Annotated in this window: 19 protein-coding genes; 11 read left to right on the top strand and 8 right to left on the bottom strand. The window is 71.2% G+C overall.

The annotated features are described in order from the left end of the window. Positions 1–48 precede the first annotated feature (48 nt). Both fabI and AB4Z14_RS01095 read left to right on the top strand, forming a co-directional pair. Positions 49–810, top strand: a complete 762-nt coding sequence (gene fabI, locus AB4Z14_RS01100) for an enoyl-ACP reductase FabI (protein ID WP_442273544.1) — start codon at positions 49–51, stop codon at positions 808–810. Between the two features lie 39 nt (positions 811–849). Then, complete coding sequence (locus tag AB4Z14_RS01095; RefSeq protein WP_442273543.1) at positions 850–3111, top strand: tetratricopeptide repeat protein; 2262 nt, start codon at positions 850–852, stop codon at positions 3109–3111. Positions 3112–3332: 221 nt separating this feature from the next. On the opposite strand, the gene cphA is transcribed toward AB4Z14_RS01095, so the two are convergent. The 6 genes from cphA to glgC form a co-directional block, all read right to left on the bottom strand. Beyond that, positions 3333–6224: a cyanophycin synthetase gene (cphA, locus tag AB4Z14_RS01090; protein ID WP_442273542.1), complete on the bottom strand. Its 2892-nt coding sequence runs from the start codon at positions 6222–6224 to the stop codon at positions 3333–3335. A 93-nt stretch (positions 6225–6317) separates the two neighbouring features. Next, a complete protein-coding gene (locus AB4Z14_RS01085) occupies positions 6318–7238 on the bottom strand; it encodes a cyanophycinase (RefSeq protein WP_442273541.1) in 921 nt (306 codons plus the stop codon). 9 nt (positions 7239–7247) lie between these two features. Beyond that, complete coding sequence (serB, locus tag AB4Z14_RS01080) at positions 7248–8495, bottom strand: phosphoserine phosphatase SerB (RefSeq protein ID WP_442273540.1); 1248 nt, start codon at positions 8493–8495, stop codon at positions 7248–7250. A gap of 110 nt (positions 8496–8605) precedes the next feature. Beyond that, positions 8606–9337, bottom strand: a complete 732-nt coding sequence (locus AB4Z14_RS01075; RefSeq protein ID WP_442273539.1) for a ZIP family metal transporter — start codon at positions 9335–9337, stop codon at positions 8606–8608. A 1-nt stretch (position 9338) separates the two neighbouring features. Continuing rightward, positions 9339–10196 (bottom strand): LLM class F420-dependent oxidoreductase, encoded by an 858-nt coding sequence (locus AB4Z14_RS01070; protein WP_442273538.1) that lies wholly within the window; start codon positions 10194–10196, stop codon positions 9339–9341. A 45-nt stretch (positions 10197–10241) separates the two neighbouring features. Next, positions 10242–11501 carry a glucose-1-phosphate adenylyltransferase gene (gene glgC / locus AB4Z14_RS01065; protein WP_442273537.1) on the bottom strand — a complete coding sequence of 420 codons (1260 nt, stop codon included), beginning with the start codon at positions 11499–11501 and terminating at the stop codon, positions 10242–10244. Positions 11502–11603: 102 nt separating this feature from the next. On the opposite strand from glgC, the gene glgA reads away from it, so the two are divergent. The 3 genes from glgA to AB4Z14_RS01050 all read left to right on the top strand — a co-directional run bounded on the left by glgA (position 11604) and on the right by AB4Z14_RS01050 (position 15278). Then, positions 11604–12806: a glycogen synthase gene (glgA, locus tag AB4Z14_RS01060; protein ID WP_442273536.1), complete on the top strand. Its 1203-nt coding sequence runs from the start codon at positions 11604–11606 to the stop codon at positions 12804–12806. 62 nt (positions 12807–12868) lie between these two features. Beyond that, on the top strand, positions 12869–13444 hold the full coding sequence (locus tag AB4Z14_RS01055; protein ID WP_442273535.1) for a 1-acyl-sn-glycerol-3-phosphate acyltransferase: 576 nt from the start codon (positions 12869–12871) through the stop codon (positions 13442–13444). A 112-nt stretch (positions 13445–13556) separates the two neighbouring features. Continuing rightward, positions 13557–15278, top strand: coding sequence for an alpha/beta hydrolase (locus AB4Z14_RS01050; protein WP_442273534.1), 1722 nt, complete (start codon positions 13557–13559; stop codon positions 15276–15278). A gap of 22 nt (positions 15279–15300) precedes the next feature. Here the strand turns inward: AB4Z14_RS01050 and AB4Z14_RS01045 are convergent, their stop codons facing one another. Beyond that, on the bottom strand, positions 15301–16035 hold the full coding sequence (locus AB4Z14_RS01045; RefSeq protein WP_442273533.1) for a PIG-L deacetylase family protein: 735 nt from the start codon (positions 16033–16035) through the stop codon (positions 15301–15303). Between the two features lie 55 nt (positions 16036–16090). On the opposite strand from AB4Z14_RS01045, the gene AB4Z14_RS01040 reads away from it, so the two are divergent. Beyond that, positions 16091–16507 (top strand): pilus assembly protein CpaE, encoded by a 417-nt coding sequence (locus AB4Z14_RS01040; protein ID WP_442273532.1) that lies wholly within the window; start codon positions 16091–16093, stop codon positions 16505–16507. 24 nt (positions 16508–16531) lie between these two features. Here the strand turns inward: AB4Z14_RS01040 and AB4Z14_RS01035 are convergent, their stop codons facing one another. Next, a complete protein-coding gene (locus tag AB4Z14_RS01035) occupies positions 16532–17296 on the bottom strand; it encodes a hypothetical protein (RefSeq protein WP_442273531.1) in 765 nt (254 codons plus the stop codon). Between the two features lie 60 nt (positions 17297–17356). Between AB4Z14_RS01035 and AB4Z14_RS01030 the strand changes: the two genes are divergently transcribed. The 5 genes from AB4Z14_RS01030 (at position 17357) to AB4Z14_RS01010 (ending at position 21763) form a co-directional block, all read left to right on the top strand. Next, positions 17357–18142: an ABC transporter ATP-binding protein gene (locus AB4Z14_RS01030; protein ID WP_442273530.1), complete on the top strand. Its 786-nt coding sequence runs from the start codon at positions 17357–17359 to the stop codon at positions 18140–18142. A gap of 151 nt (positions 18143–18293) precedes the next feature. Further along, entirely contained in the window at positions 18294–18722 is a 429-nt protein-coding gene (locus AB4Z14_RS01025; RefSeq protein ID WP_056776910.1) for an NfeD family protein, read from the top strand. 124 nt (positions 18723–18846) lie between these two features. After that, the gene (locus tag AB4Z14_RS01020) at positions 18847–20028 is read left to right on the top strand and encodes an SPFH domain-containing protein (RefSeq protein ID WP_442273529.1); all 1182 of its coding nucleotides are present in this window, start codon (positions 18847–18849) and stop codon (positions 20026–20028) included. Between the two features lie 58 nt (positions 20029–20086). After that, a complete protein-coding gene (locus AB4Z14_RS01015; RefSeq protein ID WP_442273528.1) occupies positions 20087–20857 on the top strand; it encodes a sulfite exporter TauE/SafE family protein in 771 nt (256 codons plus the stop codon). Between the two features lie 87 nt (positions 20858–20944). Continuing rightward, entirely contained in the window at positions 20945–21763 is an 819-nt protein-coding gene (locus AB4Z14_RS01010) for a TrmH family RNA methyltransferase (protein WP_442273527.1), read from the top strand. Positions 21764–21776: the final 13 nt, after the last annotated feature.

The raw sequence follows: 21776 nt of genomic DNA, 5'->3' as shown, positions 1-21776 counted from the left end.
CGAGCGTTGTGCAGCAAGCGTGCCCACCCACACGAGAAAGTCGCAGGCATGGGAATCCTCGAAGGCAAGAAGCTCCTCATCACCGGTGTCCTCATGGACAGCTCGATCGCGTTCCACGTCGCGAAGATCGCCCAGCAGGAGGGTGCGACGGTCATCCTCACCTCGTTCGGCCGGACGATGAAGATCACCCAGACCATCGCCAAGCGGCTGCCCGAGACGCCCGTCGTCATCGAGCTCGACGTCGCCGACCAGGAGCACCTGGACACCCTCGCCGACCGCTTGCGCGAGCACGTGGACGGCCTCGACGGAGTGCTGCACTCGATCGGCTTCGCGCCGCAGGGCGCCTTCAACTTCCTCGAGGGCACGTGGGAGGACGTCTCGACGGCCCTCCAGATCTCGGCGTACAGCCTCAAGTCGCTCGCGGTCGCGACCCTGCCGCTCATGTCCGAGGGCGGCAGCGTCGTCGGGCTCACCTTCGACGCGAAGTTTGCGTGGCCGGTCTACGACTGGATGGGCGTCGCCAAGGCCGCCTTCGAGTCGACGAACCGCTACCTCGCCCGCGACCTCGGCCCCAAGGCCGTGCGCTGCAACCTCGTCGCTGCCGGGCCGATCCGCACGACGGCGGCCAAGTCCATCCCGGGCTTCGAGCAGTTCGAGAAGGTCTGGGACGACCGCGCACCGCTCGGCTGGGACGTCAACGACCCGGAGCCCGCGGCGAGGGCCTGTGCGGCGCTGCTCTCCGACTGGTTCCCTGCCACGACCGGTGAGATCGTCCACGTCGACGGCGGCGTCCACGCGATGGGGCAATGAGGGCGCAGGTCCACTGATCCTCTCGCTAGAGTCCTGCCCATGCCTCACGCCGGGACCGAGTCCAGCCCCCTGACGACGACCGACCCCGAGGCCGCGTCGGTGCCTGCCGAACAGGTGCGGGTCGACGAGGTCAGGGTGCTCGACGGGCCCAACCTCTACTTCGCCCGCCCCGCGATCAAGGTCATCCTGCACGTGCCCGGCTTCCTCGAGCTCAAGCGCACCGACGCCGAGGCCCTGGCCCGCCGACTGGGCATGCGCTCGGCCCGCCCGGGCAAGCGGGGCACGGCTCTGCGCCAGCGGTTCGTCATGCGGGTGATCCGCACCGTGACGCGTCGCGTCGGCACCGAGATCGGCGCCGGACGCCTGGGCGTACGCGTGCGGGCGGGTCAGACCGTCGAGGACGTCGTGCTCGCCTTCCCGTGGGTGCATCGCACCCGCGGCCGCGTCGCGGGGGAGCAGTTCGGTGCCGTCATGGCTGGCCTGCTCGACCGCTCCCGGAGCGCCGACGAGGTCATCGAGGCGGCCGCGGCCGTCATCCTGGCCGCGCCCGACGGTCCGGGCCCCAGCGTGCTGACGCCGACGGTGCCGGTCGCGTCCGTCACCGGCACCAACGGCAAGACGACGACGACCCGCCTCATGGCGCACATGTGCATGAGCGCCGGTCTCAAGACCGCCTGGAGCTCGACCGACGGCGTCGTCGTCATGGGCGAGACGAAGGAGGAGGGCGACTTCTCCGGCCCGGCGGGTGCGCGGGGGGTGCTCGAGACGCCCGGCCTCGAGATCGGGATCCTCGAGACCGCCCGTGGCGGCATGCTCCTCAAGGGCATGGGGGTCACCGCCAACGACGTCAGCGTCGTCACCAACGTCAGCGCCGACCACCTCGGCCTGCAGGGCATCGACACCCTCGACCAGCTGGCCGAGGTCAAGGCCATCGTCACGACCGTCACGAAGCCACAGGGCTGGGTCGTGCTCAACGGCGACGACCCCCGCGTGTGGGCCATGCGCTTCGGCATCAAGGCCAAGCCGTGGGCCTTCAGCCTGGACCCCGCGTCGCCCGCGCTCTGGGAGTCGATCAACTCCGGTGGCCGCGGCATCACCGTCCTCGACGGCGAGATCGTCGTCCTGTCGCCCAACGGTGACCCGGACCGCCTCGTCAAGATCGTCGACGTCCCCATGACGCTGAGCGGACTGTCCCGCAACAACATCGCCAACGCGCTCGCCGGTGCCGCGGCCGCGCTGGGGCTCGGTGTCCCGCGCTCGGCGGTCGTCGAGGGCCTGCGGACCTTCGCGCCGGACCCCGAGCACAACTGGGGCCGGCTCAACACGTACTCGCTGCCGCTGCCGAGCGGCGGCAAGGCGACGGTCATCATGGACATGGCCCACAACGAGGCCGGCCTCGAGGCCCTGCTCGACGTCGCCCGTGGGCTCGCCGCGCCGGGCGGAGCCGTGCGCCTCGGCCTCGGCTGCGCGGGCGACCGCGCCGACGAGGCGATCGTCGCGATGGGCGAGATCGCCGGCCGCGGCGCCGAGGAGGTCGTCCTCAAGGTCGCGCTCCACTACCTGCGCGGGCGCGAGCCCGAGGATCTGCTCGGTCTCTTCCGCGACGGCCTGGCCAAGGTCGGCGTCCTGGACGTGCCCGGCTACGACACCGAGCTCGAGTCCTTCGAGGCGCTCGTGCCGCACGCGCTCGACGGCGACGTCATCGCGCTCATGTGCCACGCCGAGCGCACCGAGGTCAACGGCTGGATCCGCGAGCACGGCGGCAAGGTCGACGACGCCCGCGCGATCCGCCGCAAGGTCGTCGCCGCGCGGGGCGAGCACGAGCTCGAGGCGGAGATCGCGGCCCTGTGGGAGGGCGACGGCGAGTCGGGGCGGCTCGCGGCCGCCCAGGAGCTCGTCGACGGCCACCCGGGCGACCCGCGCCTCGTCTTCGAGCTCGCCGGCGTCAAGGACGCGATGGGCGACGAGCAGGGCGCCATCGGTCTCTACGAGGAGGCGCTGGCCGGTGGCCTGCGCGAGCCGCACCGGCACCGGGCGCAGCTCCAGCTCGCCTCCAGCCTGCGCGTCGTGGGCCGGACCGCCGAGGCGCAGGGCCTCGTTGCCGACGTCCTCGAGGCACGACCGCACAACACGGCGGCGCTCATGCTCAAAGCGCTCGTGCAGGCCGATCTCGGCCAGGAGCGGCAGGCCCTCGCCGACCTCATCCGCGCGACGCTCGAGGCGACGACCGACGTCGACACCCAGGCCTACCGCCGGGCCCTGCGGGCGTACGCGGACGAGCTGGCCCCCGTCACCGACTAGTCAGGAGCACGGCTGCAGACGCGCCAGGGCGAACTTCTGCCGGATATGCGCCCGGGCACCATCGGCAACCGCGCCACGGCGCAGTTGTGCCCGGTTCCGGCCCTGGGCCAGGTCGGCAACCGCGCCATGGCGCACTCGTGTCGCTCCTCGAACGCCCACGCGGCTGGGAAGTGCGCCGTGGCTCACTTCCCAGCCGTATCGCGTGCGGGCCTCGACCCGCGTCAGATGGCGGTGTCGTCGGTCTGGTCGGGCTGCGACTCCGACGGGACGGCGCCGAGCGCCTCCTCCTCGGCCTCGTCGCCCTCGGCCTCGGCGGTCTCGGTGAGAGTGCTCGGGTCGAGGTCGGGGTCGCTCGTGGCCGACGCGGCCGTGCCGATGCGGGCACCCGCCTGGGCGTGCTTGGTGCGCTCCTCGAGCTCGGCGACGACGAGCGCGTGCTGGTCGACGCACATGACGACGAGGTCGCCCGGGTTGGTGCGGGCGAGCACGTGCCGAGTGGCGTCGAGCTCGTCGAGGACGATCTCGACCTGACGGCAGCGGGCGCCCTCCTTCATCGCGGCACGGGCGCCCTCGGCCACGAGCTCGGCCGTCTCGCCGGGCTTGCGGCCGCGCAGGCGCTCGTCCTCGCGGATGACGATGACGTCGAAGTGCTGGGCCGCAACCGCTCCGAGCTCGCGCATGTCGTCGTCGCGTCGGTCGCCCGCGGCGCCGATCATGCCGATGCGCGAGGTCTTGCCGAGGTCGGCCTGGCGCTGCTTCTGGTCGGCGTAGCGGTCGACGAAGGCGCCGAGCTCCTTCATGCCGGCCGCGTTGTGGCAGTAGTCGACGAACACGTCGGCGTTGTTGACCTGGACGAGGTTGAGGCGACCGGGGGAGAGGTAGTACGTCGTCGCGAAGGTCCGCAGGCCCTGTCGGATGTCGTGGAGCGGGGCTCCTGCGGCGAAGGCGGCGCCCGCGGCGGCGAGCGAGTTGGCGACGTTGAAGCGTGCCGCGCCACCGAACGTCGACGGGAGCAGGTGGGTCCAGGCGAGCTGCATGCTGCGCCGGCCGTGCTTGATGACGATCATCTCGCCACGCTCGCTCGGCTCGAGCACGACGGCACGGCCGCCGCGGCGGCAGTGGTCGTCGACGAACTCACGCGTCTCGCTGCCGGGCTCGGCCATCGAGAACCAGACGATGCCGCCCGAGCAGCGTCGGCGCATGTTGCGCACGTTCGGGTCGTCGGCGTTGAGCACCGCGAAGCCGTCGCGCGGCACGGCCTCCACGATGACGGCCTTGACGTCGGCGAGCTGGCGCAGGGTGTCGATCCCCTTGAGTCCCAAGTGGTCCGGGGCGACGTTGGTGACGACCGCGATGTCGTTGCGGTCGTAGCCGAGGCCCTCGCGGAGGATGCCGCCCCGGGCGACCTCCATGACGGCGAAGTCGACGCGGGGATTCTGGAGCACCATCCGGGCCGAGCGCGGACCCGAGGCATCGGCCTTGATGACGAGCCGCTCGTCGATGACGACGCCGTCGGTCGAGGTCATCCCGACCTTGCGTCCGAGACCCTTGAAGATGTGGGCGATCATGCGCGACGTCGTCGTCTTGCCGTTCGTGCCGGTGACGGCGACGATCGGCACGCGTGACTGCGCGCCCGGTGGGAAGAGCAGGTCGACGACCGGCTTGGCGATGAACTGCGGCTCGCCGACGGTGGGGTGCGTGTGCATGCGGAAGCCGGGAGCCGCGTTGACCTCGCAGATCGCGCCACCCGTCTCACGCACGGGATAGGTGATGTCCGGGCAGATGAAGTCGATGCCGGCGACGTCGAGCCCGACCATGCGGGCCGCCTCCTCGGCGATCTCGACGTTGTCCGGGTGGGCGTCGAAGGTGCGGTCGATCGAGATGCCACCGGTCGACATGTTGCCGGTCAGGGCCAGCTTGACCATCTCGCCCTCGTCCGGCACCGACTCGGTCGTGTGGCCCTGGCCCGCGAGGATCTCGAGCGCGTTGGCGTCGACCTTGATCTTCGTCAGCACCTTCTCGTGCCCGACGCCACGACGCGGGTCGGCGTTGGTGATCTCGACGAGCTCGGCGACCGTGTGGGTGCCGTCGCCGATGACGTGCGCGGGGACGCGCTCGGCGATCGCCTGCATCCGTCCGCCGACGATGAGGCAGCGGTAGTCGCGACCGGTGACGAAGGACTCCACGATGATCGTGCCGCGACGCGACTCGGCCTTGGCGATGTCGTACGCCTTCTCGACGTCCTCGTCGCTCATCAGGTTGAGGCACACGCCGCGGCCGTGGTTGCCGTCGAGCGGCTTGACGACGACCGGGAAGCCGATGCGGCGCGCTGCCTCGACGGCTCCCCGCAGGGTGCGAACGGCCTCCTGCTTGGGCACGGGCAGGCCGGCGGACCCGAGGAGCTTGGTCGTGAGGTCCTTGTCGCTCGCGATGTCGACGGCGAGCGCGCCCGTCTTGGAGGTCATCGTGGCCCGGATGCGCTGGGCGTGCACGCCCTGGCCGAGCTGGACGAGCGAGGCGGAGTTGAGGCGGATGTACGGGATGTCGCGCGAGGCCGCCTCCTCGAGGATGGCGGCCGTCGAGGGACCGAAGGCGACCCGCTCGGCCTGGCGCAGGAAGGCGTTGAACTCCGTCTCGAAGTCGAAGCCGTCCTCGGGCTGGACGAGGTGGTTGATGAGGCGCACCGCGAGCTTGCCTGCGGCGACCCCGACGGTCTCGTCGGTGTAGCTGTAGACGACGTTGTACTGGCCCGGCTTGCCCTTGACCGCACGGGTCTTGCCCCGGCGGGAGTCGTGGCCGGCGAGGGTCTGCAGCTGAAGCGCGACGTGCTCGGCGACGTGGCCGAGCCACGTGCCCTCGCGCAGCCGCTCGATGAACCCGCCGCGTCGGCCGAGCGAGCAGGTGTGGCGCTCGAGCCCGGGGACGAGCTCGACGAGCTGGTCGGTGAAGCCGGGCAGCGAGACCGTGGGGTACTCCTCGAGGCTGCCGAGGTCGACGACGAGGTGGACGGCCTGCTGGTAGGACCAGACGTTGGGGCCGCGGTAGATCCGGGTCTCGAGGATCTTCAGGTCCGGTCGGGCCGGGCCTGTGGGGGTGGGTACCTCGACGGCCATGGATCTCCTCCTACGGGGTCGTGCGGGACGTGCCGTGCGGCATACCCGTCGACCGTTGGTGCGGTGCGTGCGGTGCGGCTGGACGAACGGGACTCAGTGAGCGGCGCTGCTCGTCGACGAGCGCGCCGCGCGGACCTTGGCCGGGACGACCGCACCCTCGATGTCGGGGTGACGCTCGACGAACGCGGTCAGCTCGACGTGGTCCAGGTCGAACGTACTGCCCGTGGGCAGCGAGTGCACGACCGCACCCGAAACGAGCAGGGGCGCACCGCGACGCGCGTCGGGGGCGTCGGTGATGGCGTTGCGGGCGTTGACGACGAAGATCGAGCCGGCCCCGATGACCGACATGACCGTGCCGCCACGGATCTCGGCCGCGGTGTTCTCGTCGATCCCCATGCCGAGCAGGTTCGGCGAGGCGGCGACCATCGACATGAGCCGGCCGTAGCGGCCGCGCTGGTCGAAGTGCTGGTCGATGATGACGTCCTCGACGAGCCCGAGGCCGGCCGAGATCTGGCTCGCCCGCTGCTTGGGCGTCAGCCCCTCCTCGCCGAGCGAGATCATGTAGCGGCTCATGATCGAGGCGCCGGCCGACGTGCCGGCGACGACGGCGCCGCGATCGTAGGCGCGCACGACGGCGTCGCCCACAGGCGTGCCGACGATGTTCTGCGCCAGCTTGACCTGGCTGCCACCGGTGATGAACACGCCGGTCGCGGTGTCGAGCGCCTCGACCATCGCCGGGTCGTTGGCGTCGCGGCGGGTCGCGGGGTGGACGACGGAGTAGTCGCCGCCCCGCAGGCGGGTGAAGACGTCGCGGTAGGCCTCGGAGACCTCGTCGGCGTACGACGACGCCGTGGGGATGAGGACGATGTGCGACCGCCGGCCGCCCGCGAGCTTCACGAAGCGCTTGAGCACGACCGACCGCCCGATCCGGTCCTCGGCACCGCCGATGATGAGCAGCGTCCGGCGGACGCCGTTCGCGTTCGGGGTTACGGACGAAGGGGCCACGGACTGCATCGCGCCAGCCTAGTGACCGGCGTGCGGGACCGGCGGAGCCTGGGTCGGCGTGCCGTCGTCGAGATCGGCCTCCTCGATCTCCTCGCGGGAGATGCCGAGCAGGTAGAGCACCGAGTCGAGGTAGGGCACGTTGACCGCGGTCTGGGCCTGCTCCTGGACGATCGGCTTGGCGTTGAAGGCGACGCCGAGGCCGGCGACGTCGAGCATGTCGAGGTCGTTGGCACCGTCGCCGATGGCCACGGTACGGCTCAGCGGAAGGCCTTCCTGCTCGGCGAACTCGCGCAGGGCCCGCGCCTTGCCCGCCCGGTCGACGACCTCGCCGACGACACGTCCGGTGAGGCGGCCGTCCTCGATCTCGAGCCGGTTGGCACGGGCGTGGTCGATGCCGAGGTCGTCCGCGAGCTCGCCGACGATCTCGATGAACCCGCCGCTGACGAGACCCACGGTGAAGCCGAGCCGCTTGAGCGTGCGCACGAGCGTCCGGGCGCCGGGGGTCAGCTGGACCGACTCGCGCACCTCGTCGAGGACCGACTCGGGCAGACCCGCGAGGGTCGCCACCCGGGCGCGCAGGGACTCCTCGAAGTCGAGCTCGCCCGCCATCGCGCGCGCCGTCACCTCGGCCACCTCCTCCTCTCGGCCGCTCCGGGCGGCGAGCAGCTCGATGACCTCCTGCTGGATGAGCGTCGAGTCGACGTCGAGGACGACGAGTCGCCGACCGCGCCGGGCGAGCCCGCCGGGTGCGACGGCGATGTCGATGCCTTCCGACGTCGCCACGAGGGCGAGCTCGGTGCGCAGGGACGGCAGGTCGGCGCCGGAGATGTCGAACTCGACCGTCGTGATGGGGTAGCGCGAGAGCCGGCGGATGCGGTCGATGTTGGCGCCGTGGTCGGCGATCCGGGTCGTGACGAGCGAGACGGCGTCGGCGCTGAGCGGGGCGCCGAGGACGACGACGGCCGCCCGTCCCTGCCGCGAGCGCGCGTTGACGCCGGTGCCCTCGACGACCGTGAGGGCGAGGCCGAGGCGGTGGGCGGCGACGGCGGCGGCGTCGCGCAGCTGGTCGACATGGGCGCCGGGTCTCAGCAGGACGGTCAGGGTGAGGTGACCGTGCACGACGACCTGCTGGATGTCGAGGACCTCTGCGTCCACTCCTGACAGCGCCCCGAGGAGCGTCCCCGTCACACCTGGTCGGTCGTCGCCCGTCACGGTGACGCTCAGGGTCTGGATGTCCGTTCCGTCCGTGCTGTTCACTTCGGTCACCCGCGTCAGGGTAGTGAGCGCGCGTGCGCTCCCGCGTCACCTTCCGGCATTCGGCCGGTGACGTCCGTCATGCCGGAGGGCGTATGCCGTCCGCCGGCGTCGTGCGGGAGTCAGCCGAGGGCGCTGAGCAGGAACGCGAGTGCGAAGCCGAGCATCGTCACGAGGCCCACCAGGCGTCCGGCGTGCTCGGTGGCCTCCGGCATCATCGTGTCGGCGAGCATCGTGATGATGGCGCCGGCTGCGAAGGTCTGGATCCCGGCCACCACGGCGGGGGAGGCGCCTTCGAGCAGGACGTAGCCGAGACCGGCGGCCAGGCCCGAGACGAGCATGACGACGAGCCACAGCAGCAGGATCTGGCGCGCGGAGCGTCCCGCCCGTTTGAGGCCGGCACTCGCCGACATGGACTCGGGCACGTTGGAGAGGAACACCGCCGCGACCATCGCGATCCCGACCTCACCGCCGCCGAGGACGCTGACGCCGATCGCCGCCGACTCGGGTATGCCGTCGAGCAGGGCCCCGAGGACGAGCGCCATCGCGCCCGCACCCTGCTGCGGGCCTCCGGTCGGGCTCTTGCGCCGGTGGCCACCTCGACGGTCGATGAACCAGTCGCCGACGAAAAACACGACCGAGCCGCTGACGAGCCCGATGACGACGGGCGCCGCGCCGGCGGAGTGGAACGCCTCCTCGGTCAGCTCGAAGGCGACCGCGCTGATGAGCACGCCGGCGCCGAAGGCCATGACGAGGCCGATGACGCGGTACGAGGCTCTGGCGTAGAGCCCGAGGAGCGCGCCGACGAGCAGGGCGGCGCCACCGACGAGTCCCCAGAAGGTCGCGGTCAGCACGTCACGACGCGCTGACCCCGTTGACCTCGTCGCGCCACTGGAGCAGGTCGCGCACGCGGGCGATGTCGGGGTCGGCCGCGGCGACGCTCGCCGTGAACAGCCGGGTCCCGACGTCGTGGAGCTGCTGGGCGTTGCTCGCGTAGTCGCCCGACTGGTCGGGGTTGCGGCCCGGCACGAAGGCGACACCGGCCGACCGCTCGATCTCGAGGGGGTCCCGGCCTCGGCGGGCGCACCACTCGTCGAGGACGCGGTGCTTGTGCGCGATCTCCTCGGGGGCGCCGAAGCCGTGCCAGATGTCCGCGTGCTCGGCGACGATCCGGAGCGTCTTCTTCTCGCCGCCGCCGCCGATCAGGATGGGGATGTCGCGCGTCGGGGCGGGATTGAGCCGGCTCCACCGGTCGCGGATGACCGGCAGGTCGCGCGCCAGGTCGTCGAGACGCCCGCCCGCGGTGCCGAACTCGTAGCCGTACTCGTCGTAGTCGAGCTGCGCCCACCCCGAGCCGATCCCGAGGATGAGGCGTCCCTCGCTCACGTGGTCGACGGTGCGCGCCATGTCGGCGAGCAGGCTCGGGTTGCGGTAGCTGTTGCACGTCACGAGGGCGCCGATCTCGACGGACTCGGTCGACTCGGCCCACGCGCCGAGCATCGTCCAGCACTCGAAGTGCTGGCCGCCGCGGTCGCCGCTGAGCGGGAAGAAGTGGTCCCAGTTGAGCAGGACGTCGACACCCATCTCCTCGAGCGTCGACGCCGTGCGTCGGATCTGGGCCCACGTCGCGTGCTGCGGCGGGATCTGGATCCCGACCCGCGCCGACCGTGAGTCCGTCGCGCTGACCGGGGGATTCGTGGCGGTGGACGTCATGGGAAGACCCTCGCAGATGTCATCGGGCGGGGCTCATCGGGGTGCTCATCGGGTGACGATCTGGCCCTTGCCCACGACGACGATGCCGGTCTCGGTGACGTGGAGGCCGCGCGCCCGGTCGTGCTCGTGGTCGATGCCGATCTGGCAGCCCTCCGGGATGACGACGTTCTTGTCGATGATGGCCCGGCGGATCTGGGCGTGCCGGTGCACCTCGACGCCGTCGAGCAGGACCGACCCCTGGATGCTCGCGTAGGAGTGCACCTTGACGAGGGGAGAGAGCACCGAGGCGTAGATGTGCGCACCCGACACGACGACGCCCGGAGAGACCGCCGAGTTGAGGGCCTCGCCGATGCGGTCGCCGCTGCCGTGGACGAACTTCGCCGGCGGGTAGGGGCTGTGGCTCGTGTAGATCGGCCAGTCGTAGTTGTAGAGGTTGAAGACCGGGTGGATCGAGATGAGGTCCATGTGCGCGTCGTAGTAGGACTCGATGGTCCCCACGTCGCGCCAGTAGCCGCGGTCGCGGTCGGTGGCGCCGGGCACCTCGTTGTCCTTGAAGTCGTAGACGCCGGCCTCTCCGCGGCCGACGAAGTAGGGCACGATGTCGCCGCCCATGTCGTTGCTGCTCGCCTCGTTGTCGTGGTCGGCGATGACAGCCGCCTCGAGGGCTGCGGCGGTGAAGACGTAGTTGCCCATCGAGGCAAGGACCTCGTCGGGGTTGTCCGGCAGGCCCTTGGGGTCGTTCGGCTTCTCGAGGAAGGCGGCGATCTTGGACGGGTCGGCGTCGTCGATTTCGATGACGCCGAACTGGTCGGCGAGAGAGATCGGCTGGCGGATGGCCGCGACGGTGCAGGCCGCACCCGTCTCGATGTGCTGCTCGACCATCGCGCTGAAGTCCATGCGATAGACGTGGTCGGCGCCGACGACGACGACGATGTCGGGCCGCTCGTCGTGCATGAGGTTGAGGCTCTGGTAGATCGCGTCGGCGCTGCCGAGGTACCAGTTCTTGTCGACGCGCTGCTGCGCCGGGACGGTCGTGACGTAGTTGCCGAGGAGCGTCGACATGCGCCACGTCTTCGTCACGTGAGCGTCGAGGCTGTGCGACTTGTACTGCGTCAGCACGACGACCTGGAGGTAGCCGGAGTTGACGACGTTGGACAGGGCCAGGTCGATGAGGCGGTAGATGCCGGCGAACGGCACGGCGGGTTTGGCCCGGTCGGCGGTCAACGGCATCAACCGCTTGCCCTCACCGCCAGCGAGCACGATCGCGAGGACTTTCGGACCAGCAGCTGGGCTTCGTCGGGCCATGAGCGCCACCCTAGGGCAGGCGTCCGGTCGCCGACAGGTTCAGCACGCAAGATCGGCCGAGCTTTCCGCTCCGCGGGATGACTGCAGCACTAGGGTCGGAACGTGCGCGTCGACATCCTCAGCAAGGAGTACCCGCCGGCCATCTACGGAGGCGCGGGTGTTCACGTGGCAGAGCTCGTCCGGGCGCTCCGCGACCGCGGCGACATCGACGTCCGGGTGCGCTGCTTCGGCGCCGCGCGTGACGAGGACGGGACGACGGCGTACGCCGATCTCCCCGAGCTCGCGACCGGCAACGCCGCGATGCAGACCCTCGGCGTCGACGTCAGCATGGCCGGCGACTGCGTTGGAGCCGACCTCGTCCACTCGCACACCTGGTACGCCAACATGGCCGGCCACCTCGCGTCGCTCCTCGGGGGCATGCCACACGTCGTGACCGCGCACTCGCTCGAGCCGATGCGCCCGTGGAAGGCGGAGCAGCTGGGCGGCGGCTACCGCGTGTCCTCGTGGGCCGAGCGCACCGCGTACGAGTCGGCTGCCGCCGTCGTCGCGGTCAGCGCGGGCATGCGCGAGGACATCCTCAAGAGCTACCCCTCGCTCGATCCAGCGCGGGTTCACGTGGTGCACAACGGGATCGACTCGCAGCTGTGGTCGGCCGACCATTCCCCGGAGGCCACCGAGATCGTCCGGCGCCACGGCGTCGACCCCGACCAGCGGTCGGTCGTCTTCGTCGGCCGCATCACCCGCCAGAAGGGCCTGCCCTACCTGCTCAGGGCCTGCGCGCTGCTGCCCCCCGACGTCCAGATCGTCCTCTGCGCGGGTGCCCCCGACACGCCGGAGATCCTCGCCGAGGTCGAGGGACTCATGAACGAGCTGCGGTCGCAGCGTGAGGGGGTCGTCTGGATCCCCGACATGCTGCCGCGCAACGAGGTCGTCGCCCTGCTGACCCACGGCACCGTCTTCGCCTGTCCGTCCGTCTACGAGCCGCTCGGCATCGTCAACCTCGAGGCGATGGCGTGCGAGCTCGCCGTCGTCGCCACCGCCACCGGCGGCATCCCCGAGGTCGTCGTCGACGGCGAGACCGGGTGGCTCGTGCCGATCGAGCAGGTCCAGGACGGCACCGGGACGCCGGTCGACGCCGACCGGTTCGTCGCCGACCTCGCCGCCGCACTCACCGACGCCGTCTCCGACGTCGACCGGGCCCACGCGTTCGGTCGCGCCGGCCGGCAGCGGGCGGTCGACTCGTTCTCGTGGGCCTCCATCGGCGACCGCACGCTGGAGGTCTACCGCTCGGTCCTGGACATCTGACGCACGGCGCCTCGCGTAGGTTGGTGGAGGCGGACCACCGCCACAGCCCGAGAGGAAACGCCATGAGGAGTCGACTGGCCGGCCTCGTGCTGCGCCTCATCGGGTGGACCGCGGTGGGCGACGTGCCTCGCACCGGCATCGTCGTCGGTGCACCGCACACGTCCAACTGGGACTTCGTGATGATGCTCCTCGTCATGTGGCGGGGCGGCGTCACACCACGGGTCCTCATCAAGAAGGAGCTCTTCCGTGGCCCGCTCGGGTGGCTCCTGCTGCGGCTCGGTGGCATCCCGATCGACCGCGACAACCCCGGCGAGGTCGTGCGGGGTCTCGTGCGGGAGGCCCGGAGCGGGGAGCCGTTCCTGCTGATCCTGGCTGCGGAAGGCACCCGTTCGAAGGGCGGCTACTGGAAGTCCGGCTTCTGGCGGATCGGGCGGTCGACCCGTCTGCCCATCGCCCTCGCCTTCATCGACGGACCTTCTCGCACCGCCGGATTCGGCCCCACCATGAGGGCCACGGCCGACGTGGTCGCCGACATGGACACGGTGCGTGCGTTCTACCGCGACAAGCGCGGCATACACCCCGAGAGACGCACGGAGCCTCGACTCCGCGAGGAGTCGCAACCCGACGTCCGGCGCTGATCCCGGGGGCTCGGGTCCGGTCGCGCGTACGGCGTTTCGCGTGCTCGCGACCGCCACGTGTGGGAGCGTTCCACGTGAGTGCACCCCGTCCCGCTGACCGGAACGAGCTGAGATGGCAACTGACGTGGCTGGCAACGATGCGCTGACCGCCGGCGACCACGGGTCGGTCGACGAGGCGGACGGGCTGGAGCGGCGCCCCGGACGCCTCCGGGGGTTGCTCCACTTCACCGTCCCGGGGTGCTGGGGCGCGGTCCTCTTCGCGGCCCTGTCGTTCACCCCCTCCCTGCTCCCGCGTGGCGGCTTCATCCAGGGTCTGGTCTGTGGGATCACCGCATCCATCGGCTACGGGCTCGGAGTCCTGGGCGCATGGCTGTGGCGCGCCTTCGCGGATCGGGAGCCTCGAAAGGCCAAGCCCTCGTCCTGGCGCGTCCTGTTCATCGCCGGCGGCGTGCTGCTCGTCGTCTTCTTCGGTCTCGGCCAGTACTGGCAGCACGAGATCCGGAGCCTCATGGGGGTGACCGACTACAACATCGCCCTCGTCGTCCTCTCTCCCTTCGTCGCGGTGTTCTTCTTCGCGCTGTTCCTCCTCATCGGCCGCGGCATCCGACGCGTCTACCACTGGGTCGCGGACCTGCTGAGCCGGAGATTCGGACGGCGGGCCGCGGGGGCGACGGGCTGGGTCCTCGTCACGACGATGACCTACCTCGTCGTCAGCGGCGTCCTCATCGACGGGCTCGTCGGCGCGATGGACGAGGCCTTCTCGGTGAGCAACACGATCACGCAGGAGGGCGTCGTCAAGCCGACGACGGGGCTCCGCTCGGGCGGGCCCGGCTCGAAGATCCCGTGGGAGTCGCTCGGACGGGAAGGACGGACGTTCGCCGCGACGGGGCCTACCGCGAGCGACATCGAGAAGGTCGTGCACCAGCCCGCGCAGGAGCCCATCCGCGCGTACGCCGGCCTGGACTCGGCCGACGACACGGAGCAACGGGCGGCCCTGGCCGTCGACGACCTCGAGCGGGCCGGAGGGTTCAAGCGGACGAACCTCCTCGTCGTGACGACGACGGGCAGCGGCTGGGTCGACCCGGCCCTGGTCGCCCCGTTCGAGTACCTGACCGGCGGCGACGCAGCCACGGTGGGGATGCAGTACTCGTACCTGCCGTCCTGGCTCTCCTTCCTCGTCGACCAGTCCAAGGCCCGCGAGGCGGGACGGGCACTCTTCGACGCCGTCTACGACCGCTGGTCCCGGCTGCCGCAGGACTCCCGGCCGAAGCTGTACGTGTCGGGCGAGAGCCTCGGGACGTTCGGCGGTGAGACCGCCTTCAGCGGCGAGTACGACCTGCGCAACCGGACCGCCGGCACGGTCTTCGCCGGGCCGCCGAACTTCAACACGCTGTTCCGTGAGTTCAGCGACCACCGCGACCCGGGCAGCCCCGAGATCCAGCCGGTCTACAAGAACGGTCGCACGGTGCGGTTCGCGACCGATCCAGCCGCCTCGATCCCGCCCGAGGGCCAGCCGTGGAACGGCACCCGCGTCCTCTACCTCATGCACCCGTCCGACCCCATCGTGTGGTGGAGCCCCCACCTCGTGTTCAACGAGCCCGACTGGATCGGTGAGGCGGCCGGCAAGGACGTGCTGCAGGGGATGTTCTGGATGCCGTTCGTCACCTTCTGGCAGGTGACGGCCGACCTCCCGTTCTCGACGGGGGTCCCTGCCGGTCACGGCCACAAGTACACGACGGAGTACGTCGACGCCTGGAATGCCGTGATGCGTCCGGAGGGCGTCACCGCCGACGACCTGGCGGCCATCCGGACGGCTGTCGGAGCGCTGGGCTAGGTGTTCTGACCCGCCGCGGCGGTCAGCCGCCGACGAGACGGCCCGTCACGGCATACGGCACCCCGACGACCTCCGAGGGGCCGCCGAGGATCATGCCGAGCAGCTCGGCCGGCTTCGGGTAGTCCGGTCCGAGCGCCACGAGGTAGGCATCGTGCGCCGACAGCGACGCCACCGCCGCGTCGAAGTGCTCCGAGACGTCGACGAAGTGCGTCGGCTCGGGGTCGGCCACGATGAGCAACCGGGCGACCTGCCACGGCTCGTGTCCCTCGTCGACGAGGTCGGGGAAGATCCAGCGGTTGCCCGCGTCAGCCTTGGCGTCGACGACGGCGAGACCCACCGCCCGGTGGTCGGCCTGGTTGGCGAAGCCGCCCGGGAAACGGTCGGCGTACGTCGACGTGATGACGAGGTCGGGCCTGCGGATCCGCATCTCGCGGGCGATGGCGCGCCGCAGCGCGAGGCCGTACTCGACGACCCCGTCGGTGAACCCGTCGAGGAACTCCACGACGTCGACGCCGACCTGGGCAGCCCCGTCCCGTTCCTCCTGCTCGCGCAGCGGGGCCGCCTGCTCGGGCGGCAGGGTGTCGATCCCCGCCTCGCCGCGGGTGGCCAGCAGGTAGGTCACGGTCTTGCCGGCCCGCACCCACCGGTCGACGGCAGCGGCCGTGCCGTACTCGAGGTCGTCGGGATGCGCCACGACGCACAGAACGGTCTCGAAGGTGCTCTCGTCGAGTGGCTGCAGGTCCGGGTGCTCCGTCATGGACCAAATCTAGGGTTGCTTGGCGAAGTCCCGGGGGGATGTGACGATGGGGAACATGCTGACCCTCGAGCTCGCCCGCCGGCTCTCCGACGCGGGACTGACGTGGAAGCCCGGCTCGGGCGACCGCTTCGTCGTGGCCGTCAGCGGCATGGAGGACGACGTCTTCGTGATCAGCGAGATCACGGTCGACGTCCACCACTTCACGACCGGCGACGTCATCGGCTTCAACGGCACGACCGAGTGGGCCCTCGACAGCGTCGAGCAGGACAAGGCCGTGTGGCTCCCGAGGGAGGACCAGCTGCGTGACCTGCTCGGTGAGTCCTTCGTCTCGCTCGAACAGCTCGAGGGCGGGTATGCCGTGTCGTCCCGCGGGCGTGACGGCGCGGTCGAGCGCCATGCCGACATCGACGCCGAACGCGCCTACGCGCGAGCGGTGCTCGCGCGGCTCGAGACGTCCGCCCCCGAGGCGTAGCCGCGCGGCCGACCGGAGCGGCACTCAGGCGGGGCGCCAGCCGGCGATGGACATGACGGCGACGTTGGTCGCGTCGGCCAGTGCTGCGTCGGCGTCCGCGGCGAGGTCGCGCAACAGCCGCGTCCGGTTCGCCGTGGTCACCGCGTCGAGACCGCTCGACCCGAGCGAGGTCCGGCCGGCGTTGCGGTGGGCGACGCGGGAGAGGTTGGCCGACAAGGCCATGATCCGCAGGGCGCGTCCGGACGTCGCCGGCGGGATGCCCCACAGCGTCGTGTCGAGGTCGGCCTGCGCCTCGGCGCGCGCCTCGTCACCCCAGGGGTGGCCCCCCACCTCGTCGAAGCGCGTCGTGTGGTCGCGGAGGCGGCCCATGAGGTCGCGCTCGATGTCCCGGAGGTCCAGCATCTCCATCCGGTGCCGGGGGAGCGGGTCCGCTTCGTAGGCCGTCCAGTCCGCACGGACGCCCACGTCGCCCTCGGGGCCGAACTCCGAGAGCGTCGGCACGAGGACCCCGCCGATGCCCGCGACGAAGACGCACTCGCCGGCGTCCGCAGCGTGCGCGGTCGCCGCGGACGAGCCACGCGGCATACGGCTCAGGTCGCCGGGACGGGGGAGCGCCACGAACAGGGCGCGTTCGCCGAGGTCCCGCCAGACGTCGAGCCGGGCCAGGTCACCGGCGACGTGGTCGAGGTCCGGGAAGGCCCGGGCCAACGCCTCCGTGGTCGCGAGATCGCCACGCCACGAGGCCGTCACCCACAGCGCGAGGCGCACGGACGCGGGCAGCTCGGACACCCCGTCATCGTAGGGTGCGCCGCCGCGGCGGCTCCGGAGGCCTTGTCATAGGGTCGAGCCATGAGCGACGTCCTCGCCTTCGCCGGAGTCACCGTTCGTCGCGGTGCCTCGACGCTCCTCGACGACGTCACGTGGGAGGTGGAGGAGGGCGAGCGCTGGGTCGTGCTGGGCGCCAACGGTGCCGGCAAGACGACGCTGCTCCAGATCGCCGCGGCGCGGCTGCACCCGACCGCGGGGGTCGCCGGCGTCCTCGGTGAGGTGCTCGGCGCCGTCGACGTCTTCGAGCTGCGGCCGCGCATCGGCCTCGCGAGCTCGTCGATGGCCGAGCGCATCCCCGGCGACGAGCTCGTCGGCAACGTCGTCGTGACGGCGTCCTACGGCATCATCGGCCGGTGGCGCGAGACGTACGACCACGTGGACTACGTGCGCGCCATGGAGCTGCTCAGGACGCTCGGCGCCGAGCACCTCGCCGATCGGGCCTACGGCACGCTGAGCGAGGGCGAGCGCAAGCGCGTCCAGATCGCCCGGGCGCTGATGACCGACCCCGAGCTGATGCTCCTCGACGAGCCGGCCGCCGGTCTCGACCTCGGCGGTCGCGAGGACCTCGTGCGCCGGCTCGCCGACCTGGCCGCCGACACGGAGGCGCCCGCGATGGTGCTCGTGACGCACCACGTCGAGGAGATCCCTCCGTCGTTCACCGACGTCCTCATGATCCGCGACGGCAGGGTCGTCGCCGCCGGCCCCATCCCGCTGACGCTGACGGCCGAGAACCTCAGCGCGACGTTCGGTCTGCCCCTCGTGCTCGAGCAGCACGGCGAGCGCTGGTCGGCACGGGCCGAGTCCTGATCGCAACCGTCCCGACCCCCTGATCCGTAGGTCCCGAGAGGGAACTGAGGCAGAATCGAGAACGTCACAGGAGTGACGCACGGGACATCGGGGCCCGTCGCCGAGGTGGACGAAGGCAGGGTGGGGGCACGTGGTCGAGGGACAGGCTTGGATGGTCTGGGTGGCAGTGGCTCTCGTCCTCGTCGCCATCGAGGCGGTCACGGTCGACTTCACCTTCCTCATGCTCGCCGGTGGTGCCGTGGGCGCATCGATCGCCGCGGCCTTCGGGGCGCCCCCCGTGGTGCAGGCCATCGTCGCGGCCCTCGTTGCCGTGGCCCTCCTCGCGATCGTGCGTCCGTGGCTCAAGAACCGCCTCTCGGCCAGCACGCCGCAACAGCTCATGGGCGCCGCGGCCCACGTCGGTCGCTCGGCCGTCGCCATCGACCGTGTCAACCCGGCAGGAGGGCGGGTCAAGCTCTCCGGCGAGACGTGGTCGGCGCGCACGCTCGGCGACGACATCGAGCCCGGCGAGGAGGTCGTCGTCGACTCCATCGACGGCGCCACCGCGATCGTGAGCCGCGCCCGCGTCGTGGGGAGCTGAGCCGGCCTCCGGCCCCGCGCCCGGCGACGCCACCGAACCAACGAGCGGATCGTCCGATCCGCCCGCACCAACCGCGCTTCCCCCGGGGGAGCACGGACCGCACAGGGAGAAGGTCGAGAAGGTCGTGGACCCGGTACTCATCATTCCGATACTCATCGTCGTCGTGGCGTTCGTGGTCGTGCTGCGCACTGTGCGCATCGTGCCGCAGCAGACGGCACAGATCGTCGAGCGACTCGGCGGCTACAACAAGACGCTGACGGCAGGTATCCACTTCCTCATCCCGTTCGTCGACAAGGTCCGCGCGAACATCGACCTGCGTGAGCAGGTCGTCACCTTCCCGCCGCAGCCCGTCATCACCAGTGACAACCTCGTCGTCAACATCGACACCGTCATCTACTACTCGGTCACTGACGCGAAGGCCGCCGTCTACGAGATCGCCAACTTCATCCAGGGCATCGAGCAGCTGACGGTCACCACGCTGCGCAACGTCATCGGATCCCTCGACCTCGAGCAGGCCCTGACGAGCCGCGACCAGATCAACGGCCAGCTGCGCGGCGTCCTCGACGAGGCCACGGGCAACTGGGGCATCCGCGTCAACCGTGTCGAGCTCAAGGCCATCGACCCGCCGCGCTCGGTGCAGGAGACGATGGAGAAGCAGATGCGCGCCGAGCGTGACCGTCGTGCCGCGATCCTCACCGCCGAGGGCTTCAAGCAGTCGGCCATCCTCACGGCCGAGGGTGAGAAGCAGAGCCAGATCCTGCGAGCCGAGGGCTCGGCGCAGGCCCGCATCCTCGAGGCGCAGGGCCAGGCCCGCGCCATCCAGCAGGTGTTCGCGGCCATCCATCGCGGCAAGCCCACCCAGAAGCTGCTCGCCTACCAGTACCTCCAGGTGCTGCCGCAGCTCGCACGCGGCGACTCCAACAAGATGTGGATCATCCCGTCCGAGCTGACCGACGCCCTCAAGGGCATCGGCAACGCGCTCGGCGGCAGCGAGCAGGGCCCGATGGGCGGCGACGACGAGGAGCAGTGGGTCGACACGGGCGACGCCGACGACAACGCCTTTGCCGAGACGGTGCTCGAGGACCCGGCCAAGGCACTGGCCGAGGCCCGTGGCCAGGCCGCGCAGGCGAGCGCCGAGTCGACCGAGCACGCCGCCCCCATGGGTCGCCAGCAGCCCCCGTTGCACTCGGGGGCCGACGTGCCCCCGCCGCCCGCTGCGGCGCCCCCGGTCACACCCCCGGTCACGCCCCCGGCGTCCGCGGACGACCTGCCCGACGCGCCGCCGGAGCCCCCGACCGGTCGCTGACCGACGCCCTGGCGACACCGCCCCGACGACACCCGGTCACCCTCTGTAGGGTGACCGGGTGTCGTTCTGGTCCGCCGTCGCCATCGCGCTGGCCGGGACCGGGGCCGGCATCATCAACACCATCGTCGGGTCGGGCACGCTCATCACGTTCCCGACCCTGCTCTTCTTCGGGGTCAACCCGCTCGTCGCCAACGTCTCGAACAACATCGGCCTCGTCGCCGGGGGCGTGACCGGGGCGTGGGGCTACCGCAGGGAGCTGGACGGCCAGGCGCGCACCCTGCGCCGGCTCATGCCGATGTCGTTCGTCGGCTCGGTCGTGGGGGCGGGGCTGCTGCTCGTCCTGCCCGCCGCGGCGTTCCGGGCGATCGTCCCGGTGCTCATCCTCATCGCGCTCGTGCTCGTGGTCGCCGGCCCGCGCATCCAGGCCCGGGTCCACCCGGAGGGGGTCGAGGGGTCGGTGCCGCGCTGGCACGCGCCGGCGATGGCAGCCGGTGTCTTCGCTGCGGGCGTCTACGGCGGCTATTTCGGCGCGGCCCAGGGCGTCCTGCTCATGGGCCTGCTCAGTGCGCTGAGCCTCGAGCCCCTGCAGCGGCTCAACGGCTACAAGAACGTCCTCTCCCTCGTCGTCAACGTCGTCGCGGCCGCGGTGTTCATCCTCTTCGCACGCGACCAGATCGACTGGCTCATCGTCCTCCTCATCGGCGTCGGCGCCTTCGTGGGCGGCATCATCGGGGCACGGGTGGGCCGCCGGATCCCGCCGAACGTCCTGCGGGGCCTCATCATCGCGATCGGCCTCGTCGCCGTCGTCAAGCTCGTCTGGTTCCCCTGACGCCTTTCGCAGCCTGACCCCGGCCCCGGCCCCGGCCCCCGGGCCACGATGCCGGGTGAAGGTACGACCGGCACTAGCCTGTCGGGCGTGCCGATCGAGATCACCGACCCCACCGACCCGCGGCTGACCGACTACGTGTCGCTGACCGACGTCGTGCTGCGGAGGCGGCACGAGCCAGAGCGCGGCCTCTACATCGCGGAGAGCCAGAAGGTGATCCGCCGTGCGCTGCGAGCCGGGCACCGACCGCGGTCCTACCTCATGGCGAGGCGCTGGCTCGACGACCTGTCCGACATCGTCGCCGACGCGGAGGCCAAGGGGGTGCCGGTCTACTTCGCCGAGCACGACGTCATCGAGCAGCTGACCGGCTTCCACCTCCACCGCGGCGCACTGGCTGCGATGCAGCGCCCCGCCCTGCCGACCGTCGAGTCGCTCATCGCCGCCGCGCGCCGCGTCATCGTCCTCGAGGACGTCGTCGACCACACGAACGTCGGTGCGATCTTCCGGTCGGCCGCGGCGCTCGGGGTCGACGCCGTCCTCATCACGCCCCGGTGCGCCGACCCCCTCTACCGCCGCTCGATCCGCGTCTCCATGGGCACGGTCTTCCAGGTGCCGTGGACCCGGATCGACCCGTGGCCGCAGGGCATGGCCCTGCTCCACGACGCCGGTCTCACCGTCGCGGCCATGGCCCTGTCGGACGACTCGGTCTCGCTCGACGACCTCGAGAGCGGTCCACCCGAGCGGCTCGCGCTCGTCGTCGGCACGGAGGGCGACGGCCTGTCTCACCGGACCGTCGCCGACGCCGACCTCACCCTGCGCATCCCCATGGCGGGCGCCGTCGACTCGCTCAACGTCGCCGCGGCCAGCGCCGTCGCGATGTGGGCGCTGCGCCCGCGCCCCCAGGGCTGACCGGGCCGGTCGA

This window comes from Terrabacter sp. 2TAF16, assembly GCF_052115065.1.
Lineage (GTDB): Bacteria > Actinomycetota > Actinomycetes > Actinomycetales > Dermatophilaceae > Terrabacter.
Note: the sequence above shows the minus strand (reverse complement) of the source record. Positions and strands in the feature narration are given on the sequence as shown.

Bases quoted from the DNA above. Each gene is read 5' to 3' on its own strand.
- AB4Z14_RS01030 (WP_442273530.1), top strand. From the start codon at position 17,357: ATGAGCGACGTCCTCGCCTTCGCCGGAGTCACCGTTCGTCGCGGTGCC.
- AB4Z14_RS01050 (WP_442273534.1), top strand. From the start codon at position 13,557: ATGGCAACTGACGTGGCTGGCAACGATGCGCTGACCGCCGGCGACCAC.
- AB4Z14_RS01040 (WP_442273532.1), top strand. From the start codon at position 16,091: ATGCTGACCCTCGAGCTCGCCCGCCGGCTCTCCGACGCGGGACTGACG.
- AB4Z14_RS01095 (WP_442273543.1), top strand. From the start codon at position 850: ATGCCTCACGCCGGGACCGAGTCCAGCCCCCTGACGACGACCGACCCC.
- AB4Z14_RS01045 (WP_442273533.1), bottom strand. From the start codon at position 16,035: ATGACGGAGCACCCGGACCTGCAGCCACTCGACGAGAGCACCTTCGAG.
- AB4Z14_RS01070 (WP_442273538.1), bottom strand. From the start codon at position 10,196: ATGACGTCCACCGCCACGAATCCCCCGGTCAGCGCGACGGACTCACGG.
- cphA (WP_442273542.1), bottom strand. From the start codon at position 6,224: ATGGCCGTCGAGGTACCCACCCCCACAGGCCCGGCCCGACCGGACCTG.
- fabI (WP_442273544.1), top strand. From the start codon at position 49: ATGGGAATCCTCGAAGGCAAGAAGCTCCTCATCACCGGTGTCCTCATG.
- AB4Z14_RS01025 (WP_056776910.1), top strand. From the start codon at position 18,294: ATGGTCTGGGTGGCAGTGGCTCTCGTCCTCGTCGCCATCGAGGCGGTC.
- glgC (WP_442273537.1), bottom strand. From the start codon at position 11,501: ATGGCCCGACGAAGCCCAGCTGCTGGTCCGAAAGTCCTCGCGATCGTG.
- AB4Z14_RS01055 (WP_442273535.1), top strand. From the start codon at position 12,869: ATGAGGAGTCGACTGGCCGGCCTCGTGCTGCGCCTCATCGGGTGGACC.
- AB4Z14_RS01085 (WP_442273541.1), bottom strand. From the start codon at position 7,238: ATGCAGTCCGTGGCCCCTTCGTCCGTAACCCCGAACGCGAACGGCGTC.